Raw genomic sequence first — 16,117 nt, 5'->3', positions numbered from 1 at the left:
AACCAAAGCGTGGATAAAAGCCTAGCTGATTATTTAATGCTTTCAATGCGACAAATTGACGCATGAATTATTCTTGATAGCTTTCGCTGTTGCTCGATGGTTGGTTGCTGTATTCTTGAACAGGCCCTAATTTCCTGCCAGCAGTGGTTTCAATATTTGCATCAGTTTTTGTCGGGATAATTCCCCGGGGTGACGGTAGACAATCATGCCGTTGGTATCAACGATTATGGTAAATGGCACAGCATTGACTAGATTGCCCAGTTGCTGCGATAAGCTTATGGCAGCATCGCCACCGATTAAAACGGGATAGTTGATTGGATTTTTTTGCAAAAATGACACAATGGTTGCCTGATCTTCAATGGCGATGCCGATAAACTGTACATGCTTGTCGCGCAGTTCATTTTGGAGTTTGATGAACTCGGGGATTTCTTTCAGACAAGGTGGGCACCAGGTGGCCCAGAAATTGATAATCAGAATATTGCCTTGCCATTCGCTTAAATCACGCAGCTTGCCCTCGCTGTCGGGTAAACGTATCGACAATAAAGGCGAGGCGGGTTGTTGTTCGGTTTGTTGGATTTGATAATATTTAAACAGCATGCCGGCACTGAGTGACAACAGGGCCGCAGCAACTAGAATCAGTTTATTCTTCATGAAGATTGCAGCCTGTTCAGGGTTTGCAGAAAGGTTGCGGCATCCTGATAGCCGATGACACGAAAAGCTGGACGTTCCTTACCATCTGGTGAAAAAAAGATAATGCCGGGTGGGCCAATTAGATTGAAGCGTTTTAATAGTGCTTGTTCTTCCGCACTGTTGGCCGTGACATCGGCTTGAACTCGGACAAATTGTTGCAACCGTTGTTTTACCGCTGGGTCGGTAAAGGTGTAGGCTTCCAGTTCCTTGCAGGAAATACACCAGTCGGCATAAAAATCCAGGATTAACCAGCGCCCTTCACGCCCAGCCTGGGCGATTTTTTCATCGAGCGCCTGGTTGCTGTGAATGCGCTGAAACGAGACGCCTTCTGTGGTTGCAGTGATGGCTTTAGCATTGCCAAGTCCTTTTAAAGGTTGTAGTGGGTTGCTGTTTCCGGCGCTTAGCCCGACCAGTAATAACACGCCATACAGCATCAAAACGACGCCTAAGCCTTTCCAGAATTTGCGCCAGTTGCTGCTGTCCGCCGGGAGAGGGTCGAGCGCATTCAAATAAATGGCAGGAATAATCAACAACATGGCCCACAGCAGCATGGTGACTTGTGAGGGTAGAATACGATCCAGCATCCATACCGCAACTGCCAGCATAATGACGCCAAATACGGCATTGACTGTGTTCATCCACTGTCCAGCTTTCGGTAACAATGAGCCTGCAGAGGTGCCCAAAAACAGCAGTGGTACGCCCATTCCTAAGCCCATAACAAATAAGGTTGATGCGCCCAGTATGACATCGCCGGTCTGGCCGATATAAATCAATGAAGCGGCCAGTGGCGCGGCAACACAAGGACCGACGATTAAGGATGATAAGGCACCCATAATGGCGGCACTGATCCAGGAGCCATCACGATGTCGGTCACTGAAATCATGCAATTTGGCTTGCAAGGCTTTGGGCACTTGTAGGTGATAAAAACCAAACATCGACAACGCCAGCAACACAAAAATGGTGCTGAACAAGGCGATAATCCAAGGTTGCTGGAAGGTTGTCTGTAAATTGCTACCGAACAATGCGGCTAGCACACCAAACAGTGTGTACATTAGTGCTGACGCTAACACATAACAAAATGATAGAAAAAAGGCTTTTCGCGTGCCGATATTTTGCCCCTGGCCGACAATAATTCCTGACAAAATCGGAATCATCGGGAAAATACACGGGGTCAGTGACAATAACAAACCGAAGCCGAAAAAGCTTAACAAGGTGACCCAGAAGCTGTCATTGTGCAAAGCTTGGACAATCTGGTCTTGTTCGGATAAGGGCGTGGTTTGGGAGGGTGTGGATGGACCGGTTGCAGCCATAGCCGGCAAGATTAAGGGCAGCGATTTTTTCATCGGCGGATAACACACGCCTCGGTCGGCACAGCCTTGAAAAGAAGCCAGCAAATTAAAGCTGAGAGGTTCTGCCTTTTGCCGAATCAGCGGCACATCGAGTTCAATGGTTTGGTGATAAATTCTGACCTGACCGAACGATTCATCATGATACGGCTCGCCTTCGGGTAATTCTAACGGGCCTATTTTTACCGCAGCGTTATCGCTGGCTAGTTTGAGTTTACTGCGGTAAAGATAATAACCATCGGCGATTTCCCAGCGCACGCTAATCGTTTGTGCATCTTTAACCGTGGCAAAAAATTTGAAAGCCTGATCGGCTGGCAGCAATTCATCTTCAAATAAATTGAGTTTGGCAGAAAAATTATTCAGTAATTGTTTAACCGTGCCAGGTTCAGCCGCTTGTACGGCCGAGGTAGGCAGTGTCCAGAAACAGGTCAGTAATAAGGCGATTATTCTGAAATTAAGCATGAATCCATCCAATGTAAATAGTCAGGCAGTGCGCGAGCCATAGAGACTGCAACAACTTCGGGAAGTTCATAGGGATGCAAACGGATGATGGCCTGCTCCACTTGAGGATATAAATCCTGGCGGGATTTGATTAACAGCAGATGTTCTTCAGCAGATTCGATTTCACCTTGCCATTGATAAATCGAGGTGATTCCGGGGATGATGTTGATACAGGCGGCCAATTGCGTTTTGACCAAATATCGGGCAATTTTTTCTGCCGTCTCCCGGTCGGGACAGGTACAATAAATGAGTTGGTGCATCAGACTATCCTTATAAACTTGAACCCAAGGCGTATTTTAAATGAAAATTGTACAGATTTTATTTTTGTTTTTTTTGACCGTACCGTTTATCGAAATCTATTTATTGTTGCAAATTGGTGGCATTATCGGTGTTTTTCCCACTATTTTTATGGTGGTATTTACGGCTATGTTGGGTGCCTGGTTGCTGAGAAAGCAAGGATTGGCAACCTGGTTGCGTTTTCAGGAAAGTATAAATAAAGGTATTGTCCCCGCCTACGAAATGATTGAAGGCCCGATTTTGCTGGTTGGTGGTGCATTATTGCTGACACCGGGCTTTTTTACCGATGCTATTGGTTTTGCCTGCCTGGTGCCGGGCTTGCGTAAAAAAATCGCCCGTTATGTGATTGAAAATAAACTGGTGACGCCAACCGGCTTTCAGCAGGATGGTACACCGAGTCATCATGTGATTGAAGGTGAATATGAGAAAAAAGATGGCGATAAGACACCTTAGTGTTTAATACGGTGACTTCAGGTTGAGTCGGTGACATAAGTGTTTAATACGGTGACTTCAGGTTGAGTCGGTGACATACGTTTTATGCCAGCAAAGCTGGGTTAATCATCTATTTTTTGGATAACTTTGTGAATGCGACGCACACCTAATGCGACAACAACTAACACGATGGGAATGGATACGCCCACCGCGATAGAGGGGTTAATTTGCCAACCGGCTGATTTCATCGCCTGGGCGATAGACCCAATCAAGCCAACGACATAGCTGGTAATGGCAATGATGGACAAGCCTTCTACTGTGCTTTGTAATTTTAATTGCATTTTGGCATGCGTATTCATGGATTTGAGCAAGGCCTGGTTTTGCCGTTCGATAGAAATATCAACCCGGGTTCTGAGCAATTCACCCGCATTGCTGATACGTTCAGATAAACGCATAAAACGTTTGATGGTTGATTGGCAGGTTCCGATGGCAGGTTCTAGTCTGCGATTCATAAATTCGCTGAAGGTTTGCAGGCCCTGGATTCTGACTTCGCGTAAATCCTGAATGCGCCGCACGACTATATTGTAATAGGCGCTGGCGGCGCCAAAACGATAATCGTTACTGGAGATATGGTTTTCGATTTCCGCCGCCAGTCGCGTCAATTCATCTAGTAAACGGCTGTCGTCACTGTCTTCTTCAGCCATGGCTGCCGTTATGGTACGTAATTGCTGGTCGGATTTAATTAAAACCGGTGTCAGTTGACGGGCGATTGGAAAGGCGAGTAAAGCCATTACCCGGTATACTTCAATTTCAAACAAACGCTGAATCAAACGACCTGCTTGTGCTTTTTTTAAATGCTTGTCGATAATCAAAAACCGACTGAAACCATCGGCGTGAATTCGAAAATCAGTATAAGCGCTAGCAGCCCCGCCACTGACTTCGGCACCGATTAAGGCATTTCCTGAAAACAATGCGCTGATTTCATCTAGGTTGTTGAGCTGGTTGGCTGGGATGATTTCGGCATGGCTGGCCACCATCAATTGCCCGGGTAATTTTGCCATCCAATCGACCGGTGCCTTTTTTAAAGCCGGTTCTGTAAAGGGTAGTGAGGTGCTGAGATTGACAAAAAATGTGTAGGTGACAAATTCGTTGTGTTGTTCCCACAGTAACTGAAAATCACCGAAAGGTGCCATGAAATGATTAGCGTCGGGCGTCGGTGGGGTGATGCCAAAGCGCTCACATAGCGTCAATAAATGGCGGAAATCTTGTTTTTTTTCTTCAGGGTTGACCATCAAGGCCAAATGCGAGGCCCTGAACGGTAATTCCAGGATTACCGAGGAGCGGGCGTGAACTTCATTGTGTAGCAGGAAACGTTTGGAATGATTTTCAGGTAATGGAAATAATGTTGGCACGGTACGATCCGGGCGGTGTCTAAAATTGACGAGTATAGATAAAATGTGGGAAATAAGCGAACGGGATAAAGCTGTGCTTTACCCCGTTTGATGTGTTAATTGTCGGATTTATCTTCTTTATCTTCAGCGTCAGAAGAGGTGGTATCTTGCTCAAGTGTGCTTTTGTCGAGTGCCGAGTATGCTGGGCACCAGCCTGAATAACCGGTTGCGACTAAAACACAGCCAATAAGCAATAAAGGAACGCTGGCAATAAACAGCGAAATAAATATCGCCGCCGCACCACCCCAGAGACGGTATTTTTTTTCCTGTGCACCGACATTGTGTTCGAATTTTATTAAACGTTTGACATCAAAGCTCATGATTTTACCTTCCTGCCCGTGTTAAGTTATCGGAAATACTGAAAAAATAAGTTGCCCTGGCAGGTTTTAAGCCAGGCTACTCGTCTTTCAATGTTTCCTGTTGTTATTGTGTGGATTGCATTGACGTTTAGGACTAACGTCCCAAAATCAAAACGTCAACTTTTCAATATACACCGCTTGAAAAATTGTGCAAGGATTAGAGTCGGGATATTTGAATCGTAAGCACTGTTTTAATGGTATATTGGACGGTTTGAGTCAATATTGTCAGTTGTTTAAGATGGATACCGAATCAATTATTAGTCATTTAAATGATGCACAAAAACTTGCCGTTTCTGCCCCGGAACAGCCAGTTTTGGTACTGGCAGGTGCCGGCAGCGGTAAAACCCGGGTGCTGGTACACCGAATTGCCTGGCATATCAAGGTGAATGGCTTATCACCGCAAAATATTCTAGCGGTGACGTTTACCAACAAGGCGGCGACTGAAATGCGCGGTCGGGTGGAAGCGTTGCTTAAACAATCGACACGTAATTTGTGGATCGGAACCTTTCATGGTCTGGCGCATCGTTTGCTGCGGCGCCATGCCAAGCAGGCCAAATTGCCGGAAACCTTTCAGGTCATCGATTCCGATGATCAGCTGCGGTTGATTAAACGTTTGCTACGCAATTTAAATATCGACGATAGCAAATACCCGCCCAAACAGATCCAGTGGTATATCAATGCGCAAAAAGATGAAGGTATCCGTGCACGCCATATGATTGAAGATGGCGACCCGTTTCAGCGACAAATGATCGCGATTTATAAAGCTTATGAAGAGGTTTGTAATCGTTCAGGGTTAGTTGATTTTGGTGAATTGCTGCTCAGAACCCATGAATTACTGCGCGATAATGAAGATTTACTGAGCTTTTACCAGCAACGTTTTCGGCATGTGCTAGTCGACGAATTTCAGGATACCAATACCATACAATATGCCTGGCTGCGCTTATTGACCGAGGGCCAGAACAATTTGTTTGTGGTTGGCGATGATGACCAGTCTATTTACGGCTGGCGCGGTGCAAAAATTGAAAATATTCATTCATTCCGCAAACATTATCCCGATCATCAGTTGATCAAATTGGAGCAGAATTACCGATCCACTGGCCATATTCTGAAAGCGGCCAATACTCTGATTGCTAATAATGAAGAGCGCTTAGGCAAGGACTTATGGACCGACAGCGGCGATGGCGATTTAATTTCCTTATACACAGCGTTCAATGAGCAGGACGAAGCCTATTTTGTGGTCGAGAAAATACGGCAATGGGTGAATGAAGGTGGTTTGCGTAGCGATGTCGCTATTTTGTATCGCTCCAATGCCCAATCACGGCAGTTTGAGGAAAAGTTGATGAGTACCGGTACACCGTATCGGGTTTACGGTGGGCTGAGGTTCTTTGAGCGAATGGAAATCAAAAATGTGCTGGCATATTTAAGATTGATGTCCAATCCGGATGACGATGCCGCGTTTGAACGTGTCGTCAATACACCGGCGCGGGGAATCGGCAATAAAACGCTGGAAGATATTCGGCAACTGGCCCGGAATGAAGGTATTTCTTTATGGCAGGCCGGTTTGAAAATGCGGCAACAAAATCACCTGACTGCCCGCGCAGCTAATGCACTGAAGGGCTTTCAACAACTTATCCAAAATCTGGCCGCTGAAGCCGAAGCGCTGGAACTGTTTGAAAAAGTACAGCTTGTGGTTGAAAAAAGTGGCTTGATTGAACTGTATAAAAAAGAAAAAGGTGAAAAAGGCGAAGCACGGGTTGAAAACCTGGAGGAGCTGGTCAACGCCGCGCGTTTGTTTGATTATGAAGCCGACAACGAAGAAAACTTATCGGAACTGGATATGTTTCTGGCGCATGCCGCGCTGGAGGCAGGCGATACGCAGGGCGAAGACTATGAGGATTGTGTACAGTTGATGACATTGCATTCGGCTAAGGGGCTGGAGTTTAAAATTGTCTTTTTGGTGGGTATGGAAGAAGGTTTGTTCCCTTCGCAACAATCAACCGACGACCCTGCCCGGCTGCAGGAAGAACGGCGCTTGTGTTATGTCGGCATTACCCGGGCGCGTGAACAATTGTATTTGACCCATGCTGAATCACGTCGCTTGTATGGCAAAGAAACCTATCCTTCACCCTCGCGTTTTATTCGGGAAATTCCGACTGAATCGATGCAGGAAATCCGTTTGCGTGCCAATCTGAATCAAAAACTAACGCCAACCGCTAATAACAGCAGTGTTGCTATGGCGGGCGCTCAATATAAACTGGGACAGCGCGTCATTCATCAGAAGTTTGGCGAAGGCGTGGTGTTGCAAGTGGAAGGAGAAGGTGCACAGGAGCGGGTGCAGATCAATTTTAAGAATGTGGGGCTGAAATGGTTGATGCTGGCCTATGCCAAGTTATCGAGAGCTTGATTTAAGATAACTGATGTTACGCGGCGGCTCTTTAATTTCATTCCCATGATCCTCCGTTCACTATTACCGAGAAAGAAAAAGCCATCTCTGGCCTCTGTTTTTTATCGTTATAGCTTTTAACCCCCATCTAATAACATGGGGGGAAAGATATCGACACTATACAAGGCACCATACACGGTACCATTCTTTCTTACTCACTAAAAACAGGGGTTAACAAAATGGCTAGAAAGCGAAGAAAACCAAATCAAACTACTCAAAATGGTACTGTGTCTGGTACCGTATCCAGTACCATAACGGCACCAGATAAGGAAATGCGCCCAAGAATAACGCCACAAATAACAGAGCGCGTTAAGCTATTTGCTGAAAAGCATGGCTTACCAGTGCAAGCGGTTATCAATCTGGCCATTGTGGAGTATTTAAACCAGTTTGATTAAATGGGCATGGTACCTTATTTGTCACCATTGCTCATAGCCTCATAATGAAAGCATCGCGGGGCAGGTTCCGGCAGACAGACTCTAGCAGGCTCCGAAGTCAAGCTATTTCATCACGGCGTTTATAGCTTTATACCCTACAGCTTTTAGCAGGCGTTGAAAGTATGCACGGCTTCAGGGCTTCTCCGAAGCCTAAGCCGTGATTAAATCGCTTTACTTTGGAACTGAGTCTGTCACCCTGTTTCTGCACCTGTGGTGCTGATTCTATCGCCCTAGCATGGTTTTAGTGCTGGCATCTGAGCATTGCACTAGCAGGGCGCTGATGCCAGCGTTATAACGACCAAGCTAACTTGACGAAAAAAGCAGAGCGACGATAGGAGCGGCGCTTTTTGCGGTCAAGTTGAGCGATTTGTTATGCATTTACCTCTAACCATAAAAACGATTTTTCAATAAACTTATGAGCATTTCCAAATATACATTTACCATGAGATAAAATCAGATTTTCAGGGCGCCAAGCTAGAATTTTTTTCAGATGCTTCTTCGCTTCATTTTTATTCCCGAGCAAAAAGCTTAATCGCCAATCAAGAGGCATCTTTCCATTAGGATACAGTATCCCAACAAGTTTAGCTAAAACCCTATACCACCAATTTAACGTAGCTGGGTCAAAATTCTCTACCCAATCTGCAACAATTAGCGTCTTGGATGGCTTATGATAAAAAATAACTTCTTCCATCCAACGGCTTCCAGTGAATATAGTTTGATCAGGCTTTGTTGCATAAATAATCCACAGCGTACTCTTTTCTTAAATTCCAGTCTTTATTCATGAAACAGAATAACTTTCAGGCATACCCAGGCCTGTCATTTTATTCATTGCGCCGACGCGGAGATACGCCTCAACCATCTGAGCCGCAAAGGTCCGGTTTTTTAATTGGCCACTAAAGAGCGTTTTGATGCGAAACATAGCCGTTTCAGCCAGGCTGCGTTGATGATAACCACTTTCTTGTTTCCATGCCTTTCTCCCGATTTCAGCGCAACGTTGAACAATCGCTGTTCTTGGATGAGTTCTCCCATCTTCATCACTCGGCCATTCCACCGCCCCTTCCCGCGGCGGTATCAATGCATCGGCGCCTTTGTTACGAATCGCCTGATGACACTGGATCGTATCATAAGCGCCATCCGCCGCCACACTGGCAACTTGGTCGTGTTCATCCAGCTGCTCTAATAAATCCGGCAAGACTTCGGAATCACCAACAAAATTAGCCGTCATCTCAACTGCCACGACTTCCTGCGTTTGTGCATCAACCATGATATGGAGTTTACGCCAGGTTCTGCGCTTGCTGGCACCATGTTTGCGAACTTTCCACTCGCCTTCACCGTAGACTTTTAAGCCGGTCGAATCGACGACTAAGTGTCTTGGCGTTCGACTGCTTGAACGAGGCAGCCGAACCTCCAGAGTTTGCTGGCGGCGACTTAATGTACTGTAATGAGGAATCTGGATAGACAGCTTTAATAACTGGACTAACGACAACAAACATCCCTGTGTCGCTCTCAACGGCAGCAGCTTTAAAGAGTTCTCTCAGGGTCAATGCGCATTGAATAGCAGTATCAGAATACGTCATCGGGCTTCCTCTATAGCCTGTCTTTTCAGGCTGATGCCATTGCTTGATCATGGATTCTTCGAACCATAGCGTTAATGAACCTCGATTGATCAAGGCTTGATTGTAATTCGACCAATTCTTTAGTTTGTAGCGTTGTTTCTTTTTTCTTGTCCATGCCCTATAATATGGGGATCCTTATGATTTATGCAACAAAGCCCTTTAATACTGTCTGACCAATAATCGGCAGGAAGCCCTGCTTTGTTTTTAAGATGCCTTAAAAACTGGACTTTCTCCGGTAAAGATTCCCACACCGACGGTAAAAAGTCCCCTTATAACCATTTTCAACAAGAATCAAGCCATCGACGCCAGGTCTGATTTGGCGTAATAAATCTTCTTCTGATGAAAACTGCATGGCTTCCGGTTCACTCAGGATGGAAATAAAAATATCAAGCTGTGGAATTTCACTGCGTTCCACAGGCGGAAAACGAGGATCTTTATAGGCCGCGGAAAAGGCATTTTCGCAATCGGGTTTAAAAAAGGGTTGAAATTATAATTTAGATAAGGTATTGGTTTTATCATTTTGATTATAAATGACAGTTACCCCAACGGCCTCAATTATCCACCATTTTTCAACGATTGCTGATCCAAGAGTAGATCGGCGAAAGAAGCATCAACTCACTGATATATTTTTCATCACCTTGTGTGCGACTATTTGTGGAGCCGATAACTGGGTGGCCATTGAAAAATTTGGAAAGGCTAAAGAAAGCTGGTTCACTGAACAGCTTGGTTTAGAAAAATGGAATCCCTTCACATGATACGTTGGGTGCTGTTTTTGCCGCCATAGATACGGAACAATTTAGTCAATGCTTCTCAAACTGGGTGGCCGATCTAGCGGACTTGGTTGAAGAAGATATTATTGCAATGGATGGCAAATGCTTAAGGCGCAGTATTGATAAAGCCTCAAATAAGTCAGCCATCTATATGGTGAGCGCCTGGTCGCGGAAAAACAGTTTGGTTTTAGGTCAGGCGAAAGTGGATGATAAATCCAATGAAATTACGGCCATACCCAAACTTCTGTCGCGTTTGGATATTGCAGGCGCTTTGATTACAATTGATGCAATGGGGTGCCAAAAGAAAATAGCCAAACAGATTATCGACCAAGGCGGTGACTATGTTTTGAGTTTAAAAGGAAATCATGGCACCTTACATGAGGATGTAAAGGCCTATTTTACATCCGCTTTATCGCCAGAAATTGCCACAAAAACCGTCAATGGTGAGCATGGGCGAATTGAAACGCGTTCTGTTCGTGTCACGGATGAGATTGAATGGTTAAAAAGGAGCATTCCTGGTCAGGATTAAAAAGTATTATTGCCGTCACAGCCACAAGAGAAGTGGATGAAAAAATAACCGAGGAAACACGCTATTTTATAAGCAGTTTAAGCGCAAACGATCCAAACAAGTTAGAGCATGCTGTTCGCGCTCATTGGGCGATTGAAAATAACTTGCATTGGGTTCTTGATCTTGCTTTTGATGAGGATAGCAACCGAACCCGCAAAGGATATAGTGCTTCAAACTTAGCTGTCATTCGACACATGGCCTTAAATTTAATAAAAGCCGAGGAAACGGCCAAAGTCGGTGTAAAAACCAAGCGAATGATGGCAGGGTGGGATAATGATTATTTACTCAAGATTCTTGGTGTAATTTAAACCCGATTGCCCTGGGATGACCTGTACGATAGCCATTTTCAATCGACTCGCGTGCTATATTAAGCAGAATATTCTGATGTTGTTTGGTTAATGACATAAGCTCCATACCCGACTACCCGGTTTTTGTCGCCGGCAGTATCACCGGAATTTCGTAAATCAATGGTTTTAGGTTTCAAGCCATGCTGACGTGCATAGCGTAACAACCCTGTGACAGGGACACGACCGCAGGCTGAATCAAAATCAAGTTGTTCATAGTGCAATGATTCGATCAGTTGTGATGTGTTCTGGTCCATCTGTTGGGCGGTGAAATAATCATGGTAATGACTCAAATCCGAACTGATGACAATCAAGGTTTCAGATTTTCCCCAGAGAATTTCCAGGACGGTGCTGACCTGTTCGGCACTGGCGTCACCGGCCACAATAGGAACCAGTTTAAAATCGTTTAATACAGACTGTAAGAAAGGTAGTTGTACCTCAAGACTATGTTCCAGGCTATGTGCCTGATCCAGGAGATGAACAAAAGGCAGGTGTAAAATAGCTTCGACCGCTTGTTTATCGATAGGAATAGCGCCTAAAGGCGTGACAAATTGGTCGGCACTGCTGACAGCTAAACCCTCAAATGCAACCCGGTGAGAAGGACCTATCAGGACGACACGCTTGATTTGATCGGCCGCTTTTTTTAAAGGCGCATAAGCACTCGCTGCGATCGGGCCTGAATAAATATAGCCAGCATGCGGAACGATAACTGCTTTGGGCGCTGGCAAGCTATCATCGGCCTGACTTAAAAAATAGTGAATCATTGCGGATAATTCCGAAGGATCGTCAGGATAAAACGTGCCGGCAACTGCCGGAGGTCTGATCGAAGTCATCGTTCTGCCCTCCACCTAAAAATAATTACCGGATCAACCATTAAGACTTTATCTTAATAAATCAATCCCCATAATGTAGTTATAGGTGCTAACGTAAAAAATTCAAGGGGGATGTTATGCATACTTTAATCAGCGACAATATTGTCACAACAAAATATTGGCATAGTTTGGACGATGGGCGTGTGCAATGTGATCTATGTCCGCGTTTTTGTAAATTGCATGAAGGCCAGCGTGGTTTGTGTTTTGTGCGACAGAATCTCAATAATCAAATTGTTATGACCAGTTATGGGCGTTCAAGCGGCTTTTGTATTGACCCGATCGAAAAAAAACCCTTGAATCATTTTTATCCCGGTACGGCCGTTTTGTCATTTGGTACGGCGGGTTGCAACTTGGCCTGTAAGTTTTGTCAGAATTGGGACATCAGTAAATCACGCGAAATGGATGCTTTGATGAGTCAGGCCTCGCCGACGGCGATTGCCGATGCTGCAGCTTCGAGTGGTTGTCTTAGTGTCGCGTATACATACAATGATCCAGTTATTTTTCATGAATATGCCATCGATACGGCATTGGCGTGTCGTGAACGCGGAATAAAATCAGTGGCTGTATCGGCGGGTTATGTCTGCCCGAAACCGCGCGAAGAATTTTATGCCGTGATGGATGCTGCGAATATCGATCTTAAGGCTTTCACCGAAGATTTTTATCATAAAATTACAGGCTCACATTTAGAGCCCATTTTAGAAACTTTAAAGTACATAAAACATGAAACATCGGTCTGGCTGGAGCTGACTACCTTGCTGATTCCGGGCGAAAATGATTCACAAGCTGAACTGGAAGCGATGACACAGTGGGTGGTCGAAAACTTAGGTTCAGATGTGCCCATGCATTTCACTGCTTTTCATCCGGACTGGAAAATGCGTGACAAGCCCTCGACACCTGTCAGTACATTATTGATGGCACGCGATATCGCACAGAAAAATGGGGTGCGTTATGCCTATGTCGGTAATGTTCATCATAAAGTAGCGGAAAGTACCTATTGTCATCAGTGCGGTCATTTATTGATTGGTCGGGATTGGTATGAGTTATCGGAATGGGGATTGGATGAAAAAGGCTGTTGCGAGAATTGTGGAACACCGTGCGCCGGACGTTTCATGGATAAACCAGGAAATTGGGGAGCAAGACGGCAACCGGTCATGATTGGGTAGCTCATTGTCATCAACTTTTAATATTTGGCTTGCATAATGAGAAAAATATTGCAAAAGAGAAAACTATGTTTGACTTAAACCTTGAAGAACCTTTGTTGGGCGAGGAAGCCTATATTGATTTGAATATTATCATAGGGCTATTTGAGCCCGAGCCATGCAGCCGAACGCGGCGGCCGGTATCGGAACTGGATGAATATGAACAGGCGATGTTGGCTTAACCCGGTTTTGCCTGCCATTTTTTATACTTTCGCGCACGACAATGACAGGTTAAAGCATGACAGCGCGCTGAAAGGCCTGGTTGGACTTGTTATACTAAGGCTTTCCAGCCATTTTAACTAAAATTGATATGACACAACGTTCTGTAAGTACAGGCAAAAAAGTCAGGCGCATTGCCGCAATCATTTATATATTAGTCATGCTTTTTATTGTCGGAGGAACATTGCTTCATCAAAATAATCAGGAAAATGCGCAACAATCAAATGTGAACGGGTTTAGCGCAAATCCTGATATTCCTCAGACCGAATGAGGCTTACAGCAACTGAGTGCTTATTCGGAATGAAATAAACGCCCAAACAAACCTGTATCGTTTTCCAATTCAGCAATGCGTTGCCGGGCGGCAGTGCCCATGTCGCTGTCGCTTTCCTGCTCCGCAATACGTTGCAAGACATTTAGGCTTTCTTTATTCAACAATCGAATAGCAGCCTGCCTGACCGAATCATAATGTGCGCGCAATGCTGCCAGTTCTTGTAAATAAGTACTCGCACTTTGCAACGCCTTGAGCATGACTTTTTCAGGGTCACCGGTAAATAAATCCCGCTGTAAATTGCCATATTGCTCCTGTAATAACACCCAGTCGCTTCGGCTTATTTTTTCGGGTTCGGTTGGATCATCACAACATCCCATCTTTGCCTCCTCTGAAAACAATCAATGGATTTTGGTATTTGTAAGGCGCCTTGTAAACTAACGTTTTTAACCTAATATTTTTTACGATGCGTTTATTCTTTTTTATCTTAGGGTGGCTTATAGTCAGCTGGGCTCACGCCACAACCTACCCATTACCTGCCAACCCAAAAGATAGTTTGATTGGTGACCCGCCACATAAAATTAAATATGCGATTGCCAAACATGAAGATACCTTATTGGATATTGCCAGAGAATATGACTTAGGTCAAAACCAGATTCTATTGGCCAACCCAAATGTCGATCGCTGGATACCGGGTGAAGGCACGCGTGTCGTTATCCCTAATAGTTATATTTTGCCAGATGCCCCGCGTGATGGCTTGATTCTTAATTTGCCGGAATACAGACTTTACTATTTTCCAAAACCTGCCAAAGGCGAGAAGCCGGTGGTTATTACCCATCCGGTCAGTATCGGACGACAAGATTGGGATACACCCTTGGGTAAAACTTATATCCAAAGCAAAAAACGCAATCCGGTCTGGATTCCACCGCCTTCCATAAAAAAGGAACATGCCGAAAGCGGCGACCCTTTACCCGATGTTGTTCCAGCAGGGCCGGATAACCCACTTGGGCTTTATGCTATGCGTTTAGGTATTCCCGGTTATTTAATACACAGCACCAATAAACCGTTTGGCGTCGGTATGCGCGTCAGTCACGGCTGTGTTCGTATGTATCCTGAAGATATTGAAAAACTATTTCCGATGATCAAGGTACGAACACCGGTTTATATCGTTAATCAACCTATAAAAGTAGGTTGGCTTGAAGACACACTATATATCGAAGTACATCCACCCTTGGATGATAATTTGCAAGATTATCAGACTAAACTGGATCAGGCACTGGATCTGATAGAAAGAGCTAATAATGGGATGTTGCCCGTGGTTCGAGGTGCTGCTTTAAAAAAAGCGCTACAAACAAGTAATGGCATTCCAGTCGCTATTTTCGAGCGGCCGATTAAGTTAGATGATTTAGAGTTGGAAGAGAACTAAAAAAGAGACTGCTCAGAAGAACAGTCTCAATGAGAGGGAGAAAAAACTTACAAATTTACACTGGCCAAAACAGAATTGACCAATTCAAAATAGTCGTTCAGCAAACTATTGATTGTTTGCATAAACGCGTTTTCCATTCAACCGTACTCTTGATCTGGTCCAGCCAATCGCTGGTTGTGCTGGCCAAGGTTTCGTAGCCTTGTTGTAGTTGCGGTTTCCAGTCGTTGTTGAATCGCGCATAAAGCTCAACGCCATAATCCTGTAATTGTGCAAACCATAGTTTGCTGGTTTCAATCGGGCTGTCATACCAAGTTTTGCCTAGCTCGGCAATCGTACTATGTAACTCAATCAACGTCTGACGGATATGCAGATAGAGGTTGGTCAAATCAGATGAAACCTGATTCCAGACTGTTTCAGCTAGAAGCTTGGTCGGAACGATAAATTTAGTTTCAAAATCCAAAGATTCAAAAGCCATTTTTACACCTTGTATTTGGATACAAAAAGAAAACGGCCTGAAAAGGCCGTAAGAAGGTAAGGTTTACTAACTTTGTAACTGCTTGAACATTGCATCCCAAAGTTGCAAAGAAGTTTAATTAATTTTAGAAAAAATAAAAATGTGGCATATTGCCGCGTGACAAAATGACGCAAAAATTGGCATGTTTTATGCTTTGCAAATTGGTTTGCCTAACGAATTTATTTAAAAAATATGCATGTTAGAAATTTCTTGTGTCGTCAGTGTGTGATTTGACCTATTAAAAATAGGTCAAATCACACACTTAAATTTTGGAAAACTATTTTTAAAAGTAGAGGTTCTTTTAAGGCGCTGTCGACCAGTATTTTTGATGGTATAAGCTTGTGCTAGCAGATTAACCTGTATCTTGT

17 protein-coding genes and 2 pseudogenes are annotated in these 16,117 nt (G+C 44.5%); 8 read left to right on the top strand and 11 right to left on the bottom strand.

The genetic code is table 11. From position 1 onward, the window contains the following. Positions 1-126: 126 nt before the first annotated feature. The 3 genes from JEU20_RS06425 to cutA are packed head-to-tail and all read right to left on the bottom strand — an operon-like array spanning position 127 to position 2,797. Positions 127-651 carry a TlpA family protein disulfide reductase gene (locus tag JEU20_RS06425; RefSeq protein ID WP_198244348.1) on the bottom strand — a complete coding sequence of 175 codons (525 nt, stop codon included), beginning with the start codon at positions 649-651 and terminating at the stop codon, positions 127-129. Continuing rightward, positions 648-2,498 carry a protein-disulfide reductase DsbD gene (dsbD, locus tag JEU20_RS06420; protein WP_198244346.1) on the bottom strand — a complete coding sequence of 617 codons (1,851 nt, stop codon included), beginning with the start codon at positions 2,496-2,498 and terminating at the stop codon, positions 648-650. Before dsbD ends, JEU20_RS06425 begins: the two co-directional genes overlap by 4 nt. Continuing rightward, positions 2,480-2,797 (bottom strand): divalent-cation tolerance protein CutA, encoded by a 318-nt coding sequence (gene cutA, locus JEU20_RS06415; protein ID WP_198244344.1) that lies wholly within the window; start codon positions 2,795-2,797, stop codon positions 2,480-2,482. Before cutA ends, dsbD begins: the two co-directional genes overlap by 19 nt. Before the next feature lie 40 nt (positions 2,798-2,837). Between cutA and JEU20_RS06410 the strand changes: the two genes are divergently transcribed. After that, a complete protein-coding gene (locus tag JEU20_RS06410) occupies positions 2,838-3,287 on the top strand; it encodes an FxsA family protein (RefSeq protein WP_198244342.1) in 450 nt (149 codons plus the stop codon). 101 nt (positions 3,288-3,388) lie between these two features. Here JEU20_RS06410 and JEU20_RS06405 read toward each other — a convergent pair whose 3' ends face one another. Both JEU20_RS06405 and JEU20_RS06400 read right to left on the bottom strand, forming a co-directional pair. Further along, complete coding sequence (locus JEU20_RS06405; RefSeq protein ID WP_198244340.1) at positions 3,389-4,678, bottom strand: DUF3422 family protein; 1,290 nt, start codon at positions 4,676-4,678, stop codon at positions 3,389-3,391. A gap of 95 nt (positions 4,679-4,773) precedes the next feature. Next, positions 4,774-5,037: a YgaP family membrane protein gene (locus tag JEU20_RS06400; protein ID WP_198244338.1), complete on the bottom strand. Its 264-nt coding sequence runs from the start codon at positions 5,035-5,037 to the stop codon at positions 4,774-4,776. A gap of 277 nt (positions 5,038-5,314) precedes the next feature. On the opposite strand from JEU20_RS06400, the gene uvrD reads away from it, so the two are divergent. Continuing rightward, a complete protein-coding gene (uvrD, locus tag JEU20_RS06395) occupies positions 5,315-7,480 on the top strand; it encodes a DNA helicase II (RefSeq protein WP_198244336.1) in 2,166 nt (721 codons plus the stop codon). Positions 7,481-7,746: 266 nt separating this feature from the next. Then, a complete protein-coding gene (locus JEU20_RS06390) occupies positions 7,747-7,914 on the top strand; it encodes a hypothetical protein (protein ID WP_198244334.1) in 168 nt (55 codons plus the stop codon). A 409-nt stretch (positions 7,915-8,323) separates the two neighbouring features. Here JEU20_RS06390 and JEU20_RS06385 read toward each other — a convergent pair whose 3' ends face one another. The 3 genes and pseudogenes from JEU20_RS06385 to JEU20_RS15595 all read right to left on the bottom strand — a co-directional run bounded on the left by JEU20_RS06385 (position 8,324) and on the right by JEU20_RS15595 (position 9,984). Then, on the bottom strand, positions 8,324-8,644 hold the full coding sequence (locus tag JEU20_RS06385) for a hypothetical protein (protein WP_198244332.1): 321 nt from the start codon (positions 8,642-8,644) through the stop codon (positions 8,324-8,326). Positions 8,645-8,731: 87 nt separating this feature from the next. After that, positions 8,732-9,623: pseudogene (locus JEU20_RS06380) on the bottom strand (IS5 family transposase). 160 nt (positions 9,624-9,783) lie between these two features. Further along, positions 9,784-9,984, bottom strand: a complete 201-nt coding sequence (locus JEU20_RS15595; protein ID WP_342590472.1) for an AMMECR1 domain-containing protein — start codon at positions 9,982-9,984, stop codon at positions 9,784-9,786. Positions 9,985-10,099: 115 nt separating this feature from the next. On the opposite strand from JEU20_RS15595, the pseudogene JEU20_RS06370 reads away from it, so the two are divergent. Continuing rightward, a pseudogene (locus tag JEU20_RS06370) lies at positions 10,100-11,215 on the top strand (ISAs1 family transposase). A 59-nt stretch (positions 11,216-11,274) separates the two neighbouring features. Here JEU20_RS06370 and amrB read toward each other — a convergent pair. Further along, the gene (gene amrB / locus JEU20_RS06365) at positions 11,275-12,084 is read right to left on the bottom strand and encodes an AmmeMemoRadiSam system protein B (RefSeq protein WP_198244330.1); all 810 of its coding nucleotides are present in this window, start codon (positions 12,082-12,084) and stop codon (positions 11,275-11,277) included. 116 nt (positions 12,085-12,200) lie between these two features. Between amrB and amrS the strand changes: the two genes are divergently transcribed. The 3 genes from amrS to JEU20_RS06350 all read left to right on the top strand — a co-directional run bounded on the left by amrS (position 12,201) and on the right by JEU20_RS06350 (position 13,812). Continuing rightward, positions 12,201-13,286 carry an AmmeMemoRadiSam system radical SAM enzyme gene (gene amrS / locus JEU20_RS06360; RefSeq protein ID WP_198244328.1) on the top strand — a complete coding sequence of 362 codons (1,086 nt, stop codon included), beginning with the start codon at positions 12,201-12,203 and terminating at the stop codon, positions 13,284-13,286. Between the two features lie 65 nt (positions 13,287-13,351). Then, the gene (locus JEU20_RS06355) at positions 13,352-13,504 is read left to right on the top strand and encodes a hypothetical protein (RefSeq protein ID WP_198244326.1); all 153 of its coding nucleotides are present in this window, start codon (positions 13,352-13,354) and stop codon (positions 13,502-13,504) included. 128 nt (positions 13,505-13,632) lie between these two features. Continuing rightward, the gene (locus JEU20_RS06350) at positions 13,633-13,812 is read left to right on the top strand and encodes a hypothetical protein (protein ID WP_198244325.1); all 180 of its coding nucleotides are present in this window, start codon (positions 13,633-13,635) and stop codon (positions 13,810-13,812) included. Between the two features lie 20 nt (positions 13,813-13,832). On the opposite strand, the gene JEU20_RS06345 is transcribed toward JEU20_RS06350, so the two are convergent. Continuing rightward, positions 13,833-14,189: a hypothetical protein gene (locus tag JEU20_RS06345; protein ID WP_198244323.1), complete on the bottom strand. Its 357-nt coding sequence runs from the start codon at positions 14,187-14,189 to the stop codon at positions 13,833-13,835. 86 nt (positions 14,190-14,275) lie between these two features. Here JEU20_RS06345 and JEU20_RS06340 point away from each other — a divergent pair, with 86 nt between their 5' ends. Continuing rightward, positions 14,276-15,235 carry a L,D-transpeptidase family protein gene (locus JEU20_RS06340; protein WP_198244321.1) on the top strand — a complete coding sequence of 320 codons (960 nt, stop codon included), beginning with the start codon at positions 14,276-14,278 and terminating at the stop codon, positions 15,233-15,235. A gap of 97 nt (positions 15,236-15,332) precedes the next feature. On the opposite strand, the gene JEU20_RS06335 is transcribed toward JEU20_RS06340, so the two are convergent. Further along, entirely contained in the window at positions 15,333-15,710 is a 378-nt protein-coding gene (locus tag JEU20_RS06335; protein WP_198244319.1) for a hypothetical protein, read from the bottom strand. Positions 15,711-16,117: the final 407 nt, after the last annotated feature.

Origin of the sequence: methane-oxidizing endosymbiont of Gigantopelta aegis, from assembly GCF_016097405.1 — a bacterium.
Classification (GTDB): domain Bacteria; phylum Pseudomonadota; class Gammaproteobacteria; order Methylococcales; family Methylomonadaceae; genus Methylomarinum.
The sequence above is the reverse complement of the archived record's forward strand: the minus strand, read 5'-3'. Positions and strand labels throughout refer to the sequence as shown.

Coding starts and splice junctions, on each gene's coding strand:
- JEU20_RS06425 (WP_198244348.1), bottom strand. CDS start 651: ATGAAGAATAAACTGATTCTAGTTGCTGCGGCCCTGTTGTCACTCAGT.
- dsbD (WP_198244346.1), bottom strand. CDS start 2,498: ATGCTTAATTTCAGAATAATCGCCTTATTACTGACCTGTTTCTGGACA.
- cutA (WP_198244344.1), bottom strand. CDS start 2,797: ATGCACCAACTCATTTATTGTACCTGTCCCGACCGGGAGACGGCAGAA.
- JEU20_RS06410 (WP_198244342.1), top strand. CDS start 2,838: ATGAAAATTGTACAGATTTTATTTTTGTTTTTTTTGACCGTACCGTTT.
- JEU20_RS06400 (WP_198244338.1), bottom strand. CDS start 5,037: ATGAGCTTTGATGTCAAACGTTTAATAAAATTCGAACACAATGTCGGT.
- uvrD (WP_198244336.1), top strand. CDS start 5,315: ATGGATACCGAATCAATTATTAGTCATTTAAATGATGCACAAAAACTT.
- JEU20_RS06385 (WP_198244332.1), bottom strand. CDS start 8,644: ATGGAAGAAGTTATTTTTTATCATAAGCCATCCAAGACGCTAATTGTT.
- amrB (WP_198244330.1), bottom strand. CDS start 12,084: ATGACTTCGATCAGACCTCCGGCAGTTGCCGGCACGTTTTATCCTGAC.
- amrS (WP_198244328.1), top strand. CDS start 12,201: ATGCATACTTTAATCAGCGACAATATTGTCACAACAAAATATTGGCAT.
- JEU20_RS06355 (WP_198244326.1), top strand. CDS start 13,352: ATGTTTGACTTAAACCTTGAAGAACCTTTGTTGGGCGAGGAAGCCTAT.
- JEU20_RS06350 (WP_198244325.1), top strand. CDS start 13,633: ATGACACAACGTTCTGTAAGTACAGGCAAAAAAGTCAGGCGCATTGCC.
- JEU20_RS06345 (WP_198244323.1), bottom strand. CDS start 14,189: ATGGGATGTTGTGATGATCCAACCGAACCCGAAAAAATAAGCCGAAGC.
- JEU20_RS06340 (WP_198244321.1), top strand. CDS start 14,276: ATGCGTTTATTCTTTTTTATCTTAGGGTGGCTTATAGTCAGCTGGGCT.
- JEU20_RS06335 (WP_198244319.1), bottom strand. CDS start 15,710: ATGGCTTTTGAATCTTTGGATTTTGAAACTAAATTTATCGTTCCGACC.